The sequence below is a fragment of the Clostridium sp. YIM B02506 genome, assembly GCF_022324845.1.
Classification (GTDB): Bacteria; Bacillota; Clostridia; order Clostridiales; family Clostridiaceae; genus Clostridium_T; species Clostridium_T intestinale.
On sequence record NZ_JAKGTG010000013.1, the window covers coordinates 38,466 to 57,251 of the forward strand.

Annotated in this window: 16 protein-coding genes; all 16 read left to right on the forward strand. The window is 30.7% G+C overall.

Features of this window, described 5'->3' with window-relative positions; translation table 11 throughout:
- Window positions 1–12 precede the first annotated feature (12 nt).
- The 16 genes from L1S49_RS11445 to L1S49_RS11520 all read left to right on the forward strand — a co-directional run bounded on the left by L1S49_RS11445 (window position 13) and on the right by L1S49_RS11520 (window position 18,743).
- Window positions 13–807 (forward strand): phosphatidate cytidylyltransferase, encoded by a 795-nt coding sequence (locus L1S49_RS11445; RefSeq protein WP_238904494.1) that lies wholly within the window; start codon window positions 13–15, stop codon window positions 805–807.
- A 116-nt stretch (window positions 808–923) separates the two neighbouring features.
- Window positions 924–2,078 (forward strand): 1-deoxy-D-xylulose-5-phosphate reductoisomerase, encoded by a 1,155-nt coding sequence (dxr, locus tag L1S49_RS11450; RefSeq protein ID WP_238904496.1) that lies wholly within the window; start codon window positions 924–926, stop codon window positions 2,076–2,078.
- Between the two features lie 13 nt (window positions 2,079–2,091).
- The gene (gene rseP / locus L1S49_RS11455; protein ID WP_073015980.1) at window positions 2,092–3,102 is read left to right on the forward strand and encodes an RIP metalloprotease RseP; all 1,011 of its coding nucleotides are present in this window, start codon (window positions 2,092–2,094) and stop codon (window positions 3,100–3,102) included.
- An 11-nt stretch (window positions 3,103–3,113) separates the two neighbouring features.
- The gene (ispG, locus tag L1S49_RS11460; protein WP_238904498.1) at window positions 3,114–4,166 is read left to right on the forward strand and encodes a flavodoxin-dependent (E)-4-hydroxy-3-methylbut-2-enyl-diphosphate synthase; all 1,053 of its coding nucleotides are present in this window, start codon (window positions 3,114–3,116) and stop codon (window positions 4,164–4,166) included.
- Window positions 4,167–4,273: 107 nt separating this feature from the next.
- Complete coding sequence (locus L1S49_RS11465) at window positions 4,274–8,596, forward strand: PolC-type DNA polymerase III (protein WP_238904500.1); 4,323 nt, start codon at window positions 4,274–4,276, stop codon at window positions 8,594–8,596.
- Between the two features lie 218 nt (window positions 8,597–8,814).
- On the forward strand, window positions 8,815–9,276 hold the full coding sequence (gene rimP / locus L1S49_RS11470) for a ribosome maturation factor RimP (protein ID WP_073015983.1): 462 nt from the start codon (window positions 8,815–8,817) through the stop codon (window positions 9,274–9,276).
- 18 nt (window positions 9,277–9,294) lie between these two features.
- Window positions 9,295–10,347, forward strand: a complete 1,053-nt coding sequence (gene nusA / locus L1S49_RS11475; RefSeq protein ID WP_073015984.1) for a transcription termination factor NusA — start codon at window positions 9,295–9,297, stop codon at window positions 10,345–10,347.
- Between the two features lie 13 nt (window positions 10,348–10,360).
- Complete coding sequence (locus L1S49_RS11480) at window positions 10,361–10,627, forward strand: YlxR family protein (RefSeq protein WP_021802104.1); 267 nt, start codon at window positions 10,361–10,363, stop codon at window positions 10,625–10,627.
- Window positions 10,623–10,940: a ribosomal L7Ae/L30e/S12e/Gadd45 family protein gene (locus L1S49_RS11485; RefSeq protein ID WP_034856827.1), complete on the forward strand. Its 318-nt coding sequence runs from the start codon at window positions 10,623–10,625 to the stop codon at window positions 10,938–10,940. The genes L1S49_RS11480 and L1S49_RS11485 overlap by 5 nt, the downstream gene beginning before the upstream one ends.
- A 20-nt stretch (window positions 10,941–10,960) precedes the next feature.
- Window positions 10,961–13,021, forward strand: coding sequence for a translation initiation factor IF-2 (gene infB, locus L1S49_RS11490; protein WP_238904502.1), 2,061 nt, complete (start codon window positions 10,961–10,963; stop codon window positions 13,019–13,021).
- Window positions 13,022–13,033: 12 nt separating this feature from the next.
- Complete coding sequence (gene rbfA / locus L1S49_RS11495) at window positions 13,034–13,384, forward strand: 30S ribosome-binding factor RbfA (protein ID WP_021802101.1); 351 nt, start codon at window positions 13,034–13,036, stop codon at window positions 13,382–13,384.
- Window positions 13,381–14,337, forward strand: a complete 957-nt coding sequence (locus L1S49_RS11500) for a bifunctional oligoribonuclease/PAP phosphatase NrnA (RefSeq protein WP_238904590.1) — start codon at window positions 13,381–13,383, stop codon at window positions 14,335–14,337. Before rbfA ends, L1S49_RS11500 begins: the two co-directional genes overlap by 4 nt.
- Window positions 14,337–15,212, forward strand: a complete 876-nt coding sequence (gene truB / locus L1S49_RS11505; protein ID WP_238904504.1) for a tRNA pseudouridine(55) synthase TruB — start codon at window positions 14,337–14,339, stop codon at window positions 15,210–15,212. Before L1S49_RS11500 ends, truB begins: the two co-directional genes overlap by 1 nt.
- 20 nt (window positions 15,213–15,232) lie before the next feature.
- On the forward strand, window positions 15,233–16,165 hold the full coding sequence (locus L1S49_RS11510) for a bifunctional riboflavin kinase/FAD synthetase (protein ID WP_073015990.1): 933 nt from the start codon (window positions 15,233–15,235) through the stop codon (window positions 16,163–16,165).
- Between the two features lie 119 nt (window positions 16,166–16,284).
- Window positions 16,285–16,548 carry a 30S ribosomal protein S15 gene (gene rpsO, locus L1S49_RS11515; protein WP_021802097.1) on the forward strand — a complete coding sequence of 88 codons (264 nt, stop codon included), beginning with the start codon at window positions 16,285–16,287 and terminating at the stop codon, window positions 16,546–16,548.
- Between the two features lie 89 nt (window positions 16,549–16,637).
- Window positions 16,638–18,743, forward strand: coding sequence for a polyribonucleotide nucleotidyltransferase (locus L1S49_RS11520; RefSeq protein WP_073015992.1), 2,106 nt, complete (start codon window positions 16,638–16,640; stop codon window positions 18,741–18,743).
- Window positions 18,744–18,786 lie beyond the last annotated feature (43 nt).

Consider the following 18,786-nt stretch of genomic DNA (forward strand, 5'->3'; position numbering starts at 1 on the left):
GGAGGTATCCTTATGAAATCGAATAATAGGTATTTAGGAGCGTTAATAATTGCACCTTGTGTAATATTTGTTTATCTAGGGGGGGATTATTTAAAATACCTAATACTTTTGTTATCTATAATGGGACTATATGAATTTTATAAAGCGCTTAAATCCCAAAATTATAAACCTATAAGCATAGCAGGATATGTACTTTTAGTAGCATATTATATGTTTAATAATGATTTTTTGATTTTAATGTATATGCTTATCTTAGCTGCTTTTATATTATTGTGTATACCAGTAATAAACTTAGAAATAACCTTTATAGATGTGGCCTTAACTCTTTTAGGTTTTATGTACGTTTGTGTACTATTTTCTTTCATATACCTTGTAAATCAAAGTTATGGAGGTAAATATTTAGTTTGGCTCATATTTATAGGTTCATGGATGTGTGATACTACTGCTTATTATGCTGGAAGATACTTAGGAAAACATAAACTTAATCCTAAAGTCAGCCCTAAAAAAACCATAGAGGGATCAGTAGGCGGACTTTTAGGAGCTACTATATTTTGTGGGATATTTGGATATTTTATAAGTAGCTATGTACCTGGTATTGCTATATATCATTACTTTCTTATAGGAGCATTTTGTGGAGTTTTCTCTCAATTTGGAGACTTAGTAGCATCTTCAGTTAAAAGATATGTAGGAATTAAGGATTATTCTAATTTAATTCCAGGTCATGGAGGGATTTTAGATAGATTCGACTCCATACTTTTTTCAGCAACAGTTGTATTTTATTATTTAACATTTATAATAAGATTGTAGTTTAAGTTTGCAGTGTTTTAACTGCAAGCTTTTTTATTTTTCTTTTAAATTGGAACATTTTTGATATAATAAGAATATGATTGACTTTTTAGAAAGGCAAATATAGGAGGCAAAATATGAAAAAAATATCGATATTAGGGGTTACTGGATCCGTAGGAACGCAAGCTTTAGACGTAATTAGATTTCATAGAGAAACTATGGAACTTGTAGCTGCATCTGCATTTAAAAACTTTGAAAAAATGATAGAAATATTAGAGGAATTTAAACCTAAATATATTGTATTAGAAGAAGATGATGCTTACAACAAATTCGAAAATTATATTAAAGATAACAATAAAGAAGTTATACTTTTAAAGGGAATAGATGGACTTAAAAAAATAGCATCTTTAAGTGAAATTGATGTTGTTTTGACATCTGTAGTTGGTATGATAGGTCTTGAACCTACATTAGAAGCTATACGAGCTGGTAAGGATATAGCTTTAGCAAATAAAGAAACTTTAGTTGTAGCCGGAGCTATTGTTATGGAGGAAGCAAAAAAATATGGTGTAAAAATATTGCCTGTAGATTCAGAACATGGGGCTATATTCCAATGTCTAAATGGAGAAAAGTATGAAGATATTAACAAAATTCTTCTTACAGCATCTGGGGGACCTTTTAGAGGGAAAGTTTCTAAAGAACTAGAAGATGTAACTTTTAGGGAGGCTTTAAAACACCCTAACTGGAGTATGGGGAGAAAGATATCTATAGATTCTGCTACGTTAATGAATAAGGGGTTAGAGGTTATAGAAGCTCATTGGCTATTTAATGTACCGTTTGAAAAGATACAAGTTGTTGTTCATCCTCAAAGTTTAGTACATTCTATGGTGGAATTTAAAGATGCAAGCGTAATTGCTCAAATAAGTTCTACAGATATGAAATTACCTATACAGTATGCATTAAACTATCCTAATAGGGAAAGTAATATATGTAAAGAGTTAGATTTTTGGAATTTAGCTAATTTAAGCTTTGAAAAACCTGATTTTGATACATTTAAATGCCTTAAACTAGCTTTTGATGCAGGGAAAATTGGTGGTATAATGCCGACAATTTTAAATGGTGCTAATGAGGTTTTAGTTGAATTATTTTTAGAAGAAAAAGTAAAGTTTCTAGAAATTCCAGAAATAATAGAAGAGTGTATGAATAGATTTTATGTAGATGAATATTTAACTATAGAGGGTATTTTATCTACTGACAAATTAGTTAGAAGCTATATTTATCAAAAATATAGTTAGAAGGAGGAAATAGATGTATATAGTAGCAGCTATATTAGCATTTTCTGTGCTAATAATTGTTCATGAATTAGGTCACTTTATAATGGCAAAGGTAAATGGGGTAAAAGTTGAGGAGTTTTCTATAGGTTTTGGACCTAGGGTTATAGGTGTTAAAGTTGGTGAGACGGATTATTGCTTAAGAATTCTCCCTCTAGGTGGAAGAGTTGCTATGCTTGGGGAGGAAGAAGAAGTTAATGATAAAAGAAGCCTTACAAGCAAATCCCCACTAAGAAGGATAAGTATTATAGTAGCTGGTGTTGTTATGAATTATCTTTTAGCAATAGTTATTTTTATTACCATGGGTATGAATTTAGGTTTTAGTACTCCAGAGGTTAAGGATATAGTTGATAATTCCCCAGCGAAAGAGGTTGGTCTTAAAGCTGGAGATAAGTTCACTAAAATAAATGATATGAAAATACTAACAGCTGAAGATGTATCTGTAGCTGTAGCATTAGCTAAAGGAAATCCATTGGATGTTGAGATTAATCGTAATAATGAAACAAGAAAATTTAATATAACACCTAAGTTGACCGAGGAAGGAACCTATCAAATCGGATTCTACTTTGGTAGAGTTGATAATCCTTCATTTACTCAATCAATTAAATATGGTGCTAATCAAACAGTTTCATTAGTTAAGCAGACATTTTTAGGATTTAAGATGTTATTTTCAGGTAAAGCTAATCTAAAAACAGATATTGGCGGACCTGTAACAATAGTAAGAATGAGTGGAGAAGCTGCAAAAGCAGGGATTTGGAGTCTTCTATATTTTACTGCATTTATTTCAGTAAATTTAGCTGTATTTAACTTATTACCTTTCCCAGCATTAGATGGTGGTTGGGCATTCTTTATATTAATTGAATTAATTACAGGCAAAAAAATACCTGATAGAATATTAAATTACGTTAATAGTGTGGCATTAACCCTTTTATTAGGAATAATGATTTTAGTAACAATTAAGGATATACTTTTTCCAGTTCAATTTTAGAGGTGTAGAATATGTTTAGAAAAGAAACAAGAAAGATTAAGATTGGTAATAAAACATTTATAGGTGGAGATAGCAGAATAACAGTCCAATCTATGACCAATACAGATACTAGAGATATTAAAAGTACAGTAAATCAAATAAGAAACCTAGAAATTGCTGGGTGTGATATTATAAGATGTGCAGTTCCAGATATGGAGGCGGCAAAAGCTATAGGAGAAATTGCTAAACAAATAAGTATTCCTCTAGTTGCAGATATTCATTTTGATTATAAATTAGCTTTAGAATCTATAAAAAATGGAGTTTCAGCCTTAAGGATTAATCCAGGCAATATTGGTTCAATTGAACGAGTAAAAATGGTTGCTGAAGCATGTAATGATAAAAACATACCTATAAGAATAGGTGTTAACTCAGGTTCATTAGAAAAAGAGCTTCTAGCTAAGTATGGAAAGCCATGTCCTGAAGCATTGGTTGAAAGTGCTTTAAAAAGTGCAGATATATTAGAAAAGATGAACTTTAGAGATATTGTTATATCTATAAAATCTTCTGATGTTCAAACTATGATAAATAGTTATAGACTTATGAGTGAAAAGTCAGATTATCCTCTTCACTTAGGAGTTACAGAGTCTGGAACCCCTTGGAGAGGAACAATAAAGTCTTCTGTTGGAATAGGAACTTTACTTGCAGAGGGGATTGGAGATACGATAAGAGTATCTTTAACTGGTGATCCTGTTGAGGAAATTAAAGTTGGGAATGAAATTCTAAAAGCTTTAGGAATTAAAAAAGGTGGTATAGAATTTGTTTCTTGTCCAACATGCGGAAGAACTCAGATTGATCTTATAGGAATAGCTAAAGAGATTGAAGATAAACTTTCAAGCTGCAAAAAAGATATAAAGGTAGCTATTATGGGGTGTGTTGTTAACGGCCCAGGAGAAGCTAGGGAAGCTGATATAGGGATTGCAGGAGGAAAAGGTGAAGGTATAATCTTCAAAAAGGGTGAAATATTAAAAAAAGTTAAAGAGGAAGATTTAGTTCAAGAATTAATGAAAGAAATTGATAAACTTTAGATAACAAGTTAAAATAGAAAAAGTATAGTTGAAATTCAGCACGCTGGATTTCTTCTTTTGCTTTTGGTATTCAAAATTATTTTTAATTATGCTAGGAGGAATTTTCCTTGGGTAAGGAATTTATAGAGTCAATAAATAAAGAAATTTATAAACTTGAAGATATTGAGGAAAAAGCTCTTAGAATTTCAGGTTTTCAATATATGAAAAAAAGTAATAAATTAAAGGTTATCTTAAGAAGCAAAGAAGCCTTAAGCAGTAAGGAAGAATTAAGTGTTAGAGAGATAATTACAAAAAAGTTGAATTTGAATGTTGACATAGATATTTTATGTATTATAGATATATCCAATATAAGCTTAAAAGAGATTGTAGATAAGCACTGGAACGAATTGATTGAAGAAATAATTAAAAAGCATCCATTAACTAAAAATATATTATTGTCCGGAGAAAAAGAAGTTATAGATAACTCTTTAATAATTTCTTATGGCTCAGAGATACTAATAAATTTTGCAAAAAAACAGAAGATGCAAGACTTATTAAGAAAATATATTAATTCTATATTTGGATTTAAAGCAGTAGTTAGTTTAAAGTTTGATAGTGAAATTGACATAAAGATAAATGAAGAATATAAAGTCTATAAAAAGCAAGAGACAGAAAAAATAATAAAAGAAATAAAAAGCAATGTCCAGGTTGAAAGACCAAAAATGCCAGTAAAGTCAGCAGAAGTACAGAAGAAAGATTATAGTAATAAAGATGTAAAAATAGATAATGAAAATATAATTATGGGAAGAGCTATTGTAGAAGAATCTATTCCTATAAAGAGTGTAAATGAGGAATTAGGGATAGTAGCTTTAACAGGAGAGATATTTAAAGTTGAAACAAGAGAAACTAAAAGCGGAAAGATACTTCTAACCTTCTTTATTACAGATAATACATCATCTATTGTTGTAAAAGCCTTCTTGAATTCTAAAGTTCAAGAGAGAGTTTTGGAGAATGTTAAAAAAGGTTTATACTGCAAGATTAGGGGAGAGGCAAGATACGATAATTATTCAAGAGAAATAACCTTTAGTGTTAGAGATATAGTAAAGATGCAGAAAATTGTAAAACAGGATTTGGCTTCTGAAAAAAGAGTTGAGCTTCATTGTCATACTACAATGAGTACTATGGATGCTGTCACATCACCTTCAAAACTTATAGAAAGAGCAGCTAAGTGGGGTCATCCTGCAATTGCAATAACTGATCATGGTGTAGTTCAGGCCTATCCTGAAGCTATGGATGCTGCTAAAAAACATGGAATAAAAGTTATATATGGACTAGAGGGATATTTAGTTGATAATGGGGTTCCTATAGTTATAAATTCTAAAAATCAAAGTATTAAAGATAATTACGTAGTTTTTGATATAGAGACAACAGGGTTTTCACCTAAAAATGATAAAATAATCGAAATAGGGGCAGTTAAAGTATGTGATGGTAAAGTAATAGATAGATTTTCAAGTTTTGTTAATCCAGAGAGACCAATTCCCTTTAATATTACTGAACTAACGTCAATAGAAGATAGTATGGTGATGGATGCACCTACTATTGATAAAGTGTTGCCAGAATTTTTAGCTTTTTGTAAAGGTTCAGTTTTGGTTGCTCATAATGCAGGATTTGACTGCTCTTTTATTAAAACCAATTGTAACAATTTATCACTAGAATTTTCTTTTAGTATTTTAGATACTGTTCCTTTAGCGCGATTTTTATATCCAGACTTAAAAAGAGTGAAACTTAATATAATAGCAAAACATTTAGGTATTTCTTTAGAAAATCATCACAGAGCAGTAGATGATGCAAAGGCAACAGCTGAGATTTTATTAAAATGTTTTGAGAAATTAGTAGAAGATTTCAATATAGATAACTTAGATAAGCTAAATGAAGAGTTTTTAAATAATGTTGATATTGGTAAGCTGCCTATGTACCATGTAATAATACTTGCTAAAAATCAAGTGGGGATTAAAAATTTATATCAACTAGTTAGTAAAGCCCATTTAGATAACTTCTATAGAAAACCTAGATTACCCAAAACACTTGTATCTGAGTTTAGAGAGGGGTTAATAATTGGGTCTGCATGTGAGGCTGGTCAAGTATATAGAGCTATTTTAGATGGTAAATCTCAAAATGAAATAGAAGAGATTGCAAGTTTTTATGATTATCTAGAGATACAACCTATAGACAATAATATGTTTTTAATTGAAAAGGGAAATGTAAAAGATAGAGAAGAATTAAAAACAATAAATAGAAATATATATGATCTTGGACAAAAACTAGGAAAAGCAACTGTAGCCACTTGTGATGTGCATTTTATGGATCCAGAAGATGAAGTTTATAGAAAAATAATATTAGCGGGACAAGGCTTTAGCGATGCTGACAGTCAGCCACCATTATATCTAAGAACAACTGATGAGATGTTAAAGGAATTTGATTATTTAGGTGAAGATAAGGCTTATGAGGTTGTTATTAAAAATACTAATTTTATAGCAAATCAAATAGAAGGCTGTAAGCCAATACCAGATGAAACCTATCCACCTAAAATTGATGGGGCAGAGGACGATATTAAAAATATGACTTTAAATAAGGTTCATAGTATTTATGGAGATAATTTACCAGAAGTGGTTCAAAAGAGGTTGGATAAAGAACTTAATTCAATTATATCAAATGGATATGCAGTGCTTTATTTAATTGCTCAAAAATTAGTTGCCAAATCAATTTCAGATGGATATTTAGTTGGTTCAAGAGGATCTGTTGGTTCTTCATTTGTAGCAACTATGTCTGATATTACAGAAGTTAATGGGCTACCACCCCATTATGTATGTCCAAATTGCAAAAAATCGCAATTCTTTTTAGATGGATCTATAAGTTCTGGAGCTGATTTACCTGACAAAAATTGTCCTGATTGCGGAACCTTATATAAAAAAGATGGTCATGACATTCCATTTGAAACCTTCTTAGGTTTTGAGGGAGATAAAGAACCAGATATAGATTTAAACTTTTCTGGAGATAACCAAGGTGTAATTCACAAATATACTGAGGTTTTATTCGGAAAGGGGTTTGTATTTAAAGCAGGAACTATTGGAACTGTAGCAGAAAAAACTGCATATGGATATGTTAGAAAATATTTAGATGAAAGAAATATAATAGCATCATCGGCGGAAATAGAGAGATTGACACTAGGATGTACAGGTATAAAACGAACTACAGGCCAGCATCCAGGCGGTATAATGGTTGTACCTAGAGATAATGATATTCATAATTTTTGTCCAATACAACATCCAGCAGATGATCGTGATTCTGATGTAGTTACAACGCACTTTGATTATCATTCAATAAGTGGTAGACTATTAAAATTAGATATATTAGGTCACGACGATCCAACAGTTTTAAGAATGCTTCAAGACTTAACAGGTATAGATCCCAAAACAATTCCTCTTCATGATGAAAAAGTATTAAGTTTATTTACAAGTCCTGATGCACTTGGGATAACAAAAGAAGAGCTTGAATGTGAGGTGGGAACCTATGGACTTCCTGAGTTTGGAACTAAATTTGTTCGACAAATGCTTTTGGATACTAAGCCAAAAACTTTTGCAGATTTAGTTAGAATATCGGGACTATCACATGGTACTGATGTATGGCTTAATAATGCTCAGTATTACATTAAAGAAGGATATACTACATTAAGTGAATGTATTTCTACAAGAGATGATATTATGGTTTACTTAATTTACAAAGGGGTTCCTCCTAAGACGGCATTTAATATAATGGAAAAAGTGAGAAAAGGAAAAGGTGTATCCGAGGAGTATGAACAGATAATGAAGGAGAATAGTGTTCCAGAATGGTACATAGAATCCTGTAAAAAGATAAAATACATGTTCCCAAAAGGGCATGCTGTTGCTTATGTTATGATGGCAGTAAGAATAGCATATTTTAAGGTTTATTATCCTTTAGCTTACTATGCAACTTACTTTACAGTTAGAGCAGATGATTTTGATGCTGAACTTATATGTAAAGGTGAGAGTGCTATTAAAAATAAGCTACAAGAGATATATCAAATGGGTAATAATGTAACCCAAAAAGATAAAGGATTAATGACTATATTAGAAATAGCTTTTGAAATGATTAAGAGAGGATTTAAGTTCTTAAAAGTTGATCTCTACGAATCAGATTCTGTAAAATTTAAAATAGAAAATGGTATGATAAGACCACCTATTAATTCTCTTCAAGGTGTTGGAGATAATGCAGCAAAAAGTATAGTAGAGGTAAGAAAAGATGGAGAATTTATATCAAAAGAAGATTTAAGAATAAGAGCTAAAATATCAAAAACAGTTATAGAAACTTTAACGATTCATGGATGTCTAGAGGGTCTTGGTGAAACAAACCAAATTTCATTATTTGGATAAAAAAAGATAATTTCAAATAAAGGTTGTAATCCAATTATTACTATGTTATTATAAAAATAGAAAGTTTATTTAAATAGAAGCGTAGAAGGGAGTGGACAATTTGTCCGCTCTTTCTATTTGTAAAACGCAACTATAAATGTTGCGTTTTTATATAGCTTATATTAATAAGCTAACTATTGGCTATACTAAACGGTAAGGCTAGTAAAGGAGGTTAAAAGATGAAAAAGATTGAATTGGAAGATAAGCTTAAAGAACTTATAAAACCTTTGGTAGATGAACAGGGATATGAGTTCTATCATGTTGAATATGTAAAAGAAAATAATGAGTATTATTTAAGGGTATATATTGATTCAGATAATGGTATATCCTTAAGTGATTGTGAAAAAATCAGTAGATTAGTAAGCAATTTAATGGATGAATCAGATCCTATAGAAGGTCAATATTATCTAGAAGTATCTTCACCAGGCATTGATAGACAGCTATTTACTAATGAACATATGATTAAAAGTATAGGTTCTAAAGTAGTTGCAAGACTTTTAAAGGCTGTTAATGGTGAAAAAGTTATTAAAGGAACGTTATCCGAAATAAAAGAGGATGAAATTGTTATTTTAAGGGATAATAATAGTATTATAATTCCAAAAGATAAAATCAAGTCCATAAATATTGAAGGGGAGATATAGATTAAGGAGGGTATATCAATGAATGAGGAATTCATTAGTGCATTAAAAGAAATCATTAGAGATAAGGGAATAAGTGAAGAGTTACTATTTGCAACTATAGAAGATGCTTTGATTAACGCTTATAAAAAGAACTATTCTTTTGGAAGTGACAGAGGGGCTCAAAATGTTAGAGTAAGTATAAATACAGAAACTGGAGAGCTACATGTTTACTCACAAAGAGAAGTTGTTGAAGACGTTTATGATGCTTTAACTGAAATAGAGCTACCAGATGCAAAAGAAATTGATCCAAGATATGAACTTGGTGATATTGTTGAAATAGAAGTAACTCCAAGAAATTTTGGAAGAATAGCTGCTATGCAAGCAAAACAAGTTGTGCTTCAAAGAATAAAAGAAGCTGAAAGAAAAATTGTTTATAATGAGTTTAAAGAAAAAGAATTTGATATTATTACAGGAACTGTAATAAGGAAAGACAGAGGCAATGTCTTTGTTGATTTAGGCAAATTAGAAGCAATTTTAGGTCCAAATGAACAAATGCCAGGAGAAGAGTATAATTTTAATGAAATGCTAAAATTATATATAGTTGAAGTTAAAAATGGATCTAAGGGTCCTCAAGTTTTGGTTTCAAGAACTCACCCTGGTTTAGTAAGAAGATTATTTGAATTAGAAGTTCCAGAAATATATACTGGAATAGTAGAGATTAAATCAATATCAAGAGAAGCTAGTTCAAGAACTAAAATAGCAGTTCATTCAAATGAAGATGATGTTGATCCTATGGGTGCATGTGTTGGTCCAAAAGGTCAAAGAGTACAAAACATTGTAAATGAACTTAAAAATGAGAAAATTGATATAATTAAATGGAGTAAGCTTCCAGAAGAATTTATTGCGAATGCATTAAGTCCAGCAAAAGTACTTGATGTAACAATAGATGAAGAAGTTAAATCAGCAAAAGTAGTTGTTGACGATTCTCAGCTTTCTTTAGCTATAGGTAAAGAAGGTCAAAATGTTAGATTAGCAGCAAAGTTAACTAACTGGAAAATAGACATTAAAAGCAAATCTCAGATAAAAGAATAGAGAGGTGTTATTAATGAAAGTCAAAAAGATTCCAATGAGAATGTGTAATGGATGTATGGAGATGAAACCTAAAAAAGAGTTAATAAGAATAGTAAAATCTCCTACAGGAGAGATATCTGTTGATTTAACTGGCAAGAAGTCAGGAAGAGGCGCATATATTTGCAAAAATGTTGAATGTTTAGAGAAGTCATATAAAGCAAAGCGCTTAAATAAGAACTTAGAAAGTGAAATAAATGCTGAAATCTATGAAAAATTGAAAGAAGTGATTTCAAATGATTAATAAATTTTTTCAATTTTTAGGATTGGTGAAAAGAGCCGGTAAAGTTATTGAAGGATATAATAAATGTGAAGATTCCTTAGGGAAAAAGAAAATACATCTATTTATATTTTCAAATGATTTATCAGAAAGATCCTACAAATTATTTTCTACTTATTGCATAAAAGAAAACATACCATTTATCGATGAATTTTCAAAAGAAGATTTAGGAATGGCAATAGGAAGAGTTGAGATAAATGTGATAGGAATTACTGATAAAAATATGGCAGATAAATTATTGATTAACTATAAAGAAAATAAAAATAATAAAATTTAATAATATTCGGGGGTGAATACATGTCTAAAATTAGAGTGTATGAATTAGCGAAAGAGCTAGGTATTTCAAGTAAAGATTTGATAACCTTACTAGCCGAAGAATTCGCTGTTGAAGTAAAAAATCATATGAGTGTAATTGAAGATGAAGATGCTGCATTAATTAAGGAACTTTTAGCAGGGTCAACTACTGTAGTAAGTGATGACGAGAAAAAAACTATAGTAGATGAATATGAAGAAAGAATTGCTGAAGAAGTTAATAATCAAGCTAAGAAAAAGAAAAAGAACAGAAACAAGAAAAGTGATGAAGAACTAAATGATGGGTCAATAGAAGAAGTTATAGAAATTGGCGACAGCATCACAGTTAAGGATTTAGCTGATAAATTTAAGAAACCAAGCACAGAAGTAATTAGAACATTAATGTTCGAAGGTGTTATGGCTGGATTAAATCAAGAGATAGATTTTGAAACAGCTCAAAAGGTTGCAGAGAAATTTGAAATAATTTTAGAGAGAAAAGCTGATGATTTAACTTTAGAGAAAATAGAAGAAGATATTGATAAGGAAGAAAATCTTTCTAAGAGACCACCAATCATAACAGTAATGGGTCATGTTGACCACGGTAAGACTTCTCTTTTAGATGCTATAAGAAAATCTAGCGTTACAGAAAAAGAAGCTGGTGGAATAACTCAACATATTGGAGCTTATACTGTAAAGGTAAATGATGAAAAAATTACTTTTCTAGATACTCCAGGACATGAAGCATTTACTGCTATGCGTGCAAGAGGTGCTCAAATTACAGATATAGTTATATTGGTTGTTGCAGCTGATGATGGAATAATGCCTCAAACTAGAGAAGCTATAAATCACTGTAAGGCAGCAGAAGTTCCAATGATTGTAGCAATTAATAAAATAGATAGACCTGGTGCTAACATAGAGAGAGTAAAACAAGAATTGACAGAATATGGATTAGTATCTGAAGACTGGGGTGGAGATACTATATGTGTACCTGTATCTGCTAAAACACAAGAAAATTTAGATTCTCTTCTAGAAATGGTTCTTCTTACAGCTGAAATACAAGAATTAAAAGCAAATTCTGATAGAAGAGCTAAAGGAACTGTAATTGAAGCTAAATTAGATAAAGGAAGAGGAGCTGTTGCAAGTCTTCTTGTTCAAAATGGTACTTTACACGTAGGTGATTCTATAATAGTAGGGTCAACTTATGGTAGAATTAGAGCAATGTTTGATGATAAGGGTAAAAAGATAAAATCAGCAGGACCATCTATACCAGTAGAGATATTAGGTCTTTCAGAAGTTCCATCAGCAGGAGATAGATTTAACGTAGTTAAAGATGAAAAAACTGCTAGAACAATGGCTGAATCAAGAAAAGATAAAGATAGAACTGATCAACTTAATTCAAGTCACAGAGTATCTTTAGAAGATTTATACTCTCAAATCAAAGAAGGCAAAATCAAAGAGTTATCTGTTGTTGTTAAAGCTGACGTTCAAGGTTCTGTTGAAGCAATAAGATCTTCATTAGAAAAATTATCAACAGATGATGTAAAAGTTAGAGTTATACATGGAGGCGCTGGAGCTATTACTGAAAGTGATGTTATTTTAGCAGCTGCATCAAATGCATTACTTATAGGATTTAATGTTAGACCAGATTCTAATGCAACTATTACAGCAGAAAAAGAAAATGTTGATATGAAGACATATAGAATTATATATGATGCTATTGAAGATATAAAATCTGCTATGATAGGAATGCTTGATCCAGAATATAAAGAAGTTATACTTGGAAAAGCGGAAATTAGGCAAACTTATAAAATTTCTAACGTTGGAACTATTGCAGGATCTTATGTTTTAGATGGAAAGCTTGTTAGAAATTCAGATGTAAGAGTAATAAGAGAAGGCATTGTTATTTTTGAATCAACATTAGGCTCATTAAAGAGATTTAAAGATGATGTTAAAGAAGTTAATGCTGGATACGAATGTGGAATAACAATTGAAAGATTTAATGATATAAAAGAAGGCGATATAGTAGAAGCTTATACTATGGAAGCTATAAAGAGAAAAGAACTGTAAAGAGGTGATTTTATGGCTAATTATAGAGGTGGCAGAATTAATGAAGAAGTAAAGAAGGTAGTTTCTTCTCTGATTCAATATGAAATAAAGGATCCTAGACTTTCAGCAATGGTATCTGTTACTGATGTAAATGTAACTAAAGATTTAAGATATGCTAAGATTTTCGTTTCAATTTTTACAAATAATGAAGAAGAAAAAGCAGCAACATTAGACGCTTTAAAAAGTGCTAGTGGTTTTGTAAGAAGAGAATTAGGTCATAGAATAAACTTAAGATATACTCCAGAAATCATATTCGAAGAGGATAAATCAATTTCTAGAGGAATGTATATAGATTCTCTAATTGAAAAGACTAAGGAGAAATAATCATGGAAGATATAATAAATAAAATTAATGAATCTTCTATAATAGGGATTACTTACCATGTATCTCCTGATGGTGATGCGGTAGGAAGTGCACTTGCTTTACTACAAGGTATTAGGAAGCTAGGTAAAATTTCTTATATACTTTCAAAAGATGTTATTTCAGAGGACTTGGGTTTTCTCCCTTGTTCCTCCGAAATAGATAACGAAGTCTATGAACCTAAAGATGATACAGATTTAGTGATTATTTTAGATTGTGGTAATCTTGAAAGAGTATCAGCAGAGCTAGGTAATTATAAAGGAACCACAGTAAATATAGACCATCACTTATCAAATGATAAATATGCACAAATTAATTATGTTGATACTAACGCTTCAGCTACAGCAGAGATAGTTTATTCACTTCTTAAGGCTATGAATGTTATCGTTAATAAGGACATGGCTACATGTCTATATACGTCTATTGTTACTGACACAGGATCATTTAGGCATTCGAATGTAACTAAGAGAACCCATGAGATAGCTGGGGAATTAATATCCTTAGGTATAAATAATTCAGTAGTACATTCAGAACTTTTTGATAATAAACCTATAGAGAGTTTGATTCTATTAGGTGAGGTTATAAAAAACATAAGAACATATTTTAATGGTAAAGTATCGGTTTTAGAAATAACAAATCGTATATGTGATGCTATAGGTATACCTCCTGAAGAGGTAGCAGATGTCGTTAATTTTGGATTACAGGTTAAAGGAGTAGAAGTTGCTGTATTACTTAAGGAAGCTTCTAACGGGATTAAAGTAAGTTTAAGAAGTAAAAATAATTTCGATGTTAGAAATATTGCAGGACTTTTTGGAGGAGGCGGACATTGTAAGGCCTCAGGTGTATTTTTCAAGGAGAAATCAATAGATGAAGCTAAAGAATTACTCCTTAGCGCAATAGAAAAAGAGTTGATATAATGAATGGTGTAATTATTGTGAATAAACCCAAAGGAATAACATCTTTTCAAGTTGTTTCTAGGGTAAGAAAGATTGTTGGAGTAAAAAAGGTTGGTCATACTGGTACTTTAGATCCTTTGGCGACAGGTGTTTTGCCTATTTGTATTGGAAAAGCTACCAAAATAATTGATTATATAATGGAAGGTAAAAAAGGTTATAGTGTATCTTTTGAGCTTGGAAAAATTACTGATACTTACGACAGTGAAGGTAAAGTAATTGATGAAAAATCAATTATTGGAATTGACGAACATAGAGTACTTGAAGTTATAGATTCTTTTAAAGGACCTATAATGCAAGAACCTCCAATGTATTCAGCGCTAAAACAAAATGGTAAAAGATTATATGAGTTAGCAAGAAAAGGAATAGAGGTCGAAAGAAAGAAAAGACCAGTTACTATTTACAGTATAGAAAATATACAAATATCACTTCCTAAAATATCGATGGATGTCGTGTGCTCCAAAGGAACTTATATTAGAAGCTTGTGTTATGATATAGGTAAAGAACTTGAAGTAGGGGCTTTCATGACTGAATTAAAAAGGACTTTATCTAGTCCGTTTTCAATAGATGATGCTATAAATTACGATGATTTGGAAAATGTTATTATAGAAGATAACTTAATGACTATGGATAAAACATTAGATTTCTATGATAAAATTATTATAGAAAATGGATATGAAAAGTTACTTTTAAACGGGGTTAAAGTTTCAGATAAAAGATTTTGTAAAGCAAGAGTTGAAGAGGATAAGCTTTTTAGAGTATATACCAGTGAAGAAACGTTTATAGGTATAGGTAAAATGGATTCTTATGGTTTTAAACTGGAAAAAAATCTAATGTAATAAAATCAAGAGGTATATGAATGGTTGTAATAGATGAGAAGTACGAAGGAATTATTTCTGAAGACACATATATAGCACTTGGAAGCTTTGATGGTCTACATATTGGACATTTAACATTAATAAATAAAGCTATTGAGCTAGCTGATAAGTTTAATGGAAAAAGTATGGTTTTTTCTTTTAAAAATCATCCTTTAAGTTTTATAAGGCCAGAATCTGCCCCTAAATTACTAATGAATAAAGATGAAAAATTATCAGTATTAGAAAAGTTAGGGATAGATATCTGTTGTCTAATAGATTTTAATGAGAATGTTATGAAAATGCAGCCAGAAGATTTCGTAGAGCTTTTGAGTAAAAAGTATAAAGCTAAAGGAATAATCGTTGGATTTAATCATAAATTTGGATATAAAAATAAAGGTGATATTAACCTTTTAAAAAGTCTTGAAGCTGTTTATGGCTATAAAGTTTATGTGTTGGATGCTTATTCTTATGGGGAAGAAGTAGTTAGTTCTTCAAGAATAAGAGAAGAAATATCCAATGGAGATTTAGAGGAAGCTAATAAGATGCTATCAAGAGAATATTTTTTAGAAGGCAAAGTCATACATGGTAAGAAGTTAGGGAGACAGCTAGGATTCCCTACAGCAAATTTAGAGTATAATAGTAATTATGTATTACCTAAAACAGGTGTATATTATACAAATGTTTTGGTTAATAATGAAATATATAAGGGTATAACTTCAGTTGGATATAATCCAACGGTAAGTGGAGATAAAAAACTTACTGTTGAAACGTATATATTGGATTTTAGTGAAGAAATATATGATTTACAAATGAAAGTATATTTCATTAAAAGAATTAGAGATGAAGAAAAATTTAATTCTATGGAAGAGTTAATAAATCAACTAAAAGACGATAGAAATTTTGCGTTAAATGAGGAAATAAAAATATCTTTTTAAAAATACATTTACAAAAAAAGATGATTTTGCTATAATACCCTTTAGGAACCTACTTCTAAGTGTTAAGAGTAGCCGACTTTTTTCTTGGTAGTAGGGGATAAATTACGGAGGTGTTTTACATGGATAAAATTAAAAAGGCAGAAATTATAGGAAAGTATGCAAGACATGAAGGAGATACTGGATCTCCAGAAGTGCAAATAGCTTTATTAACAGAAAGAATAAACTCTTTAACAGATCATTTAAGAACTCATAAAAAGGATCACCATTCAAGAAGAGGACTTCTAATGATGGTTGGTCAAAGAAGAGGACTATTAAACTATCTATCTGGAATAGATATTGAAAGATATAGAGCTATAATAGAGAACTTAGGTTTAAGAAGATAATTTAGAGCGGTTTATCCGCTCTATTATTTTAATGAGGCAAAATTTGTAAAAATATGTAGAATTTATATTAACCAAAAGGAGGTTAGTTTATGAATAATTTTCATCAAACTACTGTAGCTGGAAGAAATATGAAGGTTGAGTCTGGTAAAGTTGGAATGTTATCAGATTGCGCTATATTTATGAGCTATGGAGATACAGTTATATTAACAAATGTTAATGCATCTGAAAAACCAAGAGAAGGGATTGATTTTTTCCCACTAAGTGTAGAGTATGAAGAAAGATTATATGCAGTAGGGAAAATACCAGGTGGATTTATAAAAAGAGAGGGAAGACCTTCAGAAAATGCTATTTTAAATGGTAGAGCTGTTGATAGACCATTAAGACCATTATTCCCTAAAGGATATAGAAATGATGTTCAAGTAGTTTGTACAGTAGTTTCTGTGGAAAATGACAATCTTCCAGAAATCCTAGCTATAAATGCAGCATCTACAGCTTTATGTTTATCAAGCATTCCATTTGATACACCTGTTGCAGCTGTACAAATAGGATTGATAGATAATAACTTTATAGTAAATCCAACTTCAAAGGAAAGAGAAATTTCTGATATGGAGCTAACTATATGTGCTACTAAGGAAAGAGTAATGATGATTGAAGCTGGTGGAAATGAAATTCCAGAAGAAACAATGATTAACGCTATATCATTTGGATTTGAAGAGTGTAAGAAAATAGTTGCTTTTCAAGAAGAAGCTATGAAAATGTTTGGAAAAGAAAAAAAAGTTCCAAATTTATATCATGTAGATGAAGAGATAGAAAAGAATGTAAGAGATTTTTCATTTGACATAATTAATGAAGCTATGCATATTATTGATAAAGATGAGAGAAACTTATCAATGAATGATGTTAAAGCAAAAATTTCAGAAGAGTTTAAAGAAATATATCCAGACAACATGAGTGATGTTAACGATGTAGTGTATAGAATTCAAAAAGAAGTAGTTAGAGAAATGCTACTTAAAGAAAAGAAAAGACCAGATGGAAGAGCGTTTGACCAATTAAGAAAGATATCTTGTGAAGTTGATATTTTACCTAGAACTCATGGAACGGGTCTATTTACAAGAGGACTTACTCAAGTAATGACTGTAGCAACTTTAGGAGCTATAGGAGATGTTCAAATATTAGATGGAATCGGAGAATCTGTTTCTAAAACATATATGCATCATTATAACTTTCCATCTTACAGTGTAGGAGAAGTTAGACCACTAAGAGGACCAGGAAGAAGAGAAATAGGACATGGAGCATTAGCAGAAAGAGCTTTAGAACCATTAATACCTTCTCAAGAAGATTTCCCTTATACTATTAGATTAGTATCAGAAGTATTAAGTTCAAATGGATCAACATCCCAAGCTTCAGTATGTGCATCTACTTTAGCCTTACTTGATGCAGGGGTTCCACTAAAGAGACCTGCTGCAGGAATAGCTATGGGATTAATAACTTCAGAAGATTTAACTGAAGAAGGTGTAATCACAGATATTCAAGGTATAGAAGATTTCTTTGGAGACATGGACTTTAAAGTTGCAGGAACTGAAGTTGGAATAACTTCAATTCAAGTAGATACAAAAATTGCAGGTCTTTCTGATTATGTAATAAGAACAGCTATAACAAATGCAAGAAAAGCAAGAATGGAAATTTTAGATAAGATAAAAGAATGTATACCAGAGCATAGAGAAGAGGTTTCATTATACGCTCCTAAAACTTCAACTATGTCTATAGATCCAGAAAAGATAAGAGATGTTATCGGAGCTGGCGGAAAAGTTATTAATAAAATAATAGCTGATACTGGTGTTAAGATAGATATAAAGGAAGATGGAAAGATATTTATTTCTTCATCTGATTCAACAGGAGTAAAAGAGGCTTTAAAAATAATCGAGGGATTAACTAAAGAAGTTAAAGCTGGAGAAGTTTATTTAGGTAAAGTTACTAAAATAGCTAATTTTGGAGCATTCGTAGAAATACTTCCAAGTAAAGAAGGTTTAGTTCATATATCAAAATTAGATGTGAATAGAGTTAACAAGGTTGAAGATATAGTATCGGTAGGAGATGAAATCCTTGTTAAAGTAACAGAAATAGACGCTCAAGGAAGAATAAATCTTTCAAGAAAAGATGCAATAGTGAATACAGAGAAAAAAGATGAAGAATAGAAGGGCATAAATTGCCTTTTTATTTTTTAATATGGAGGTTATT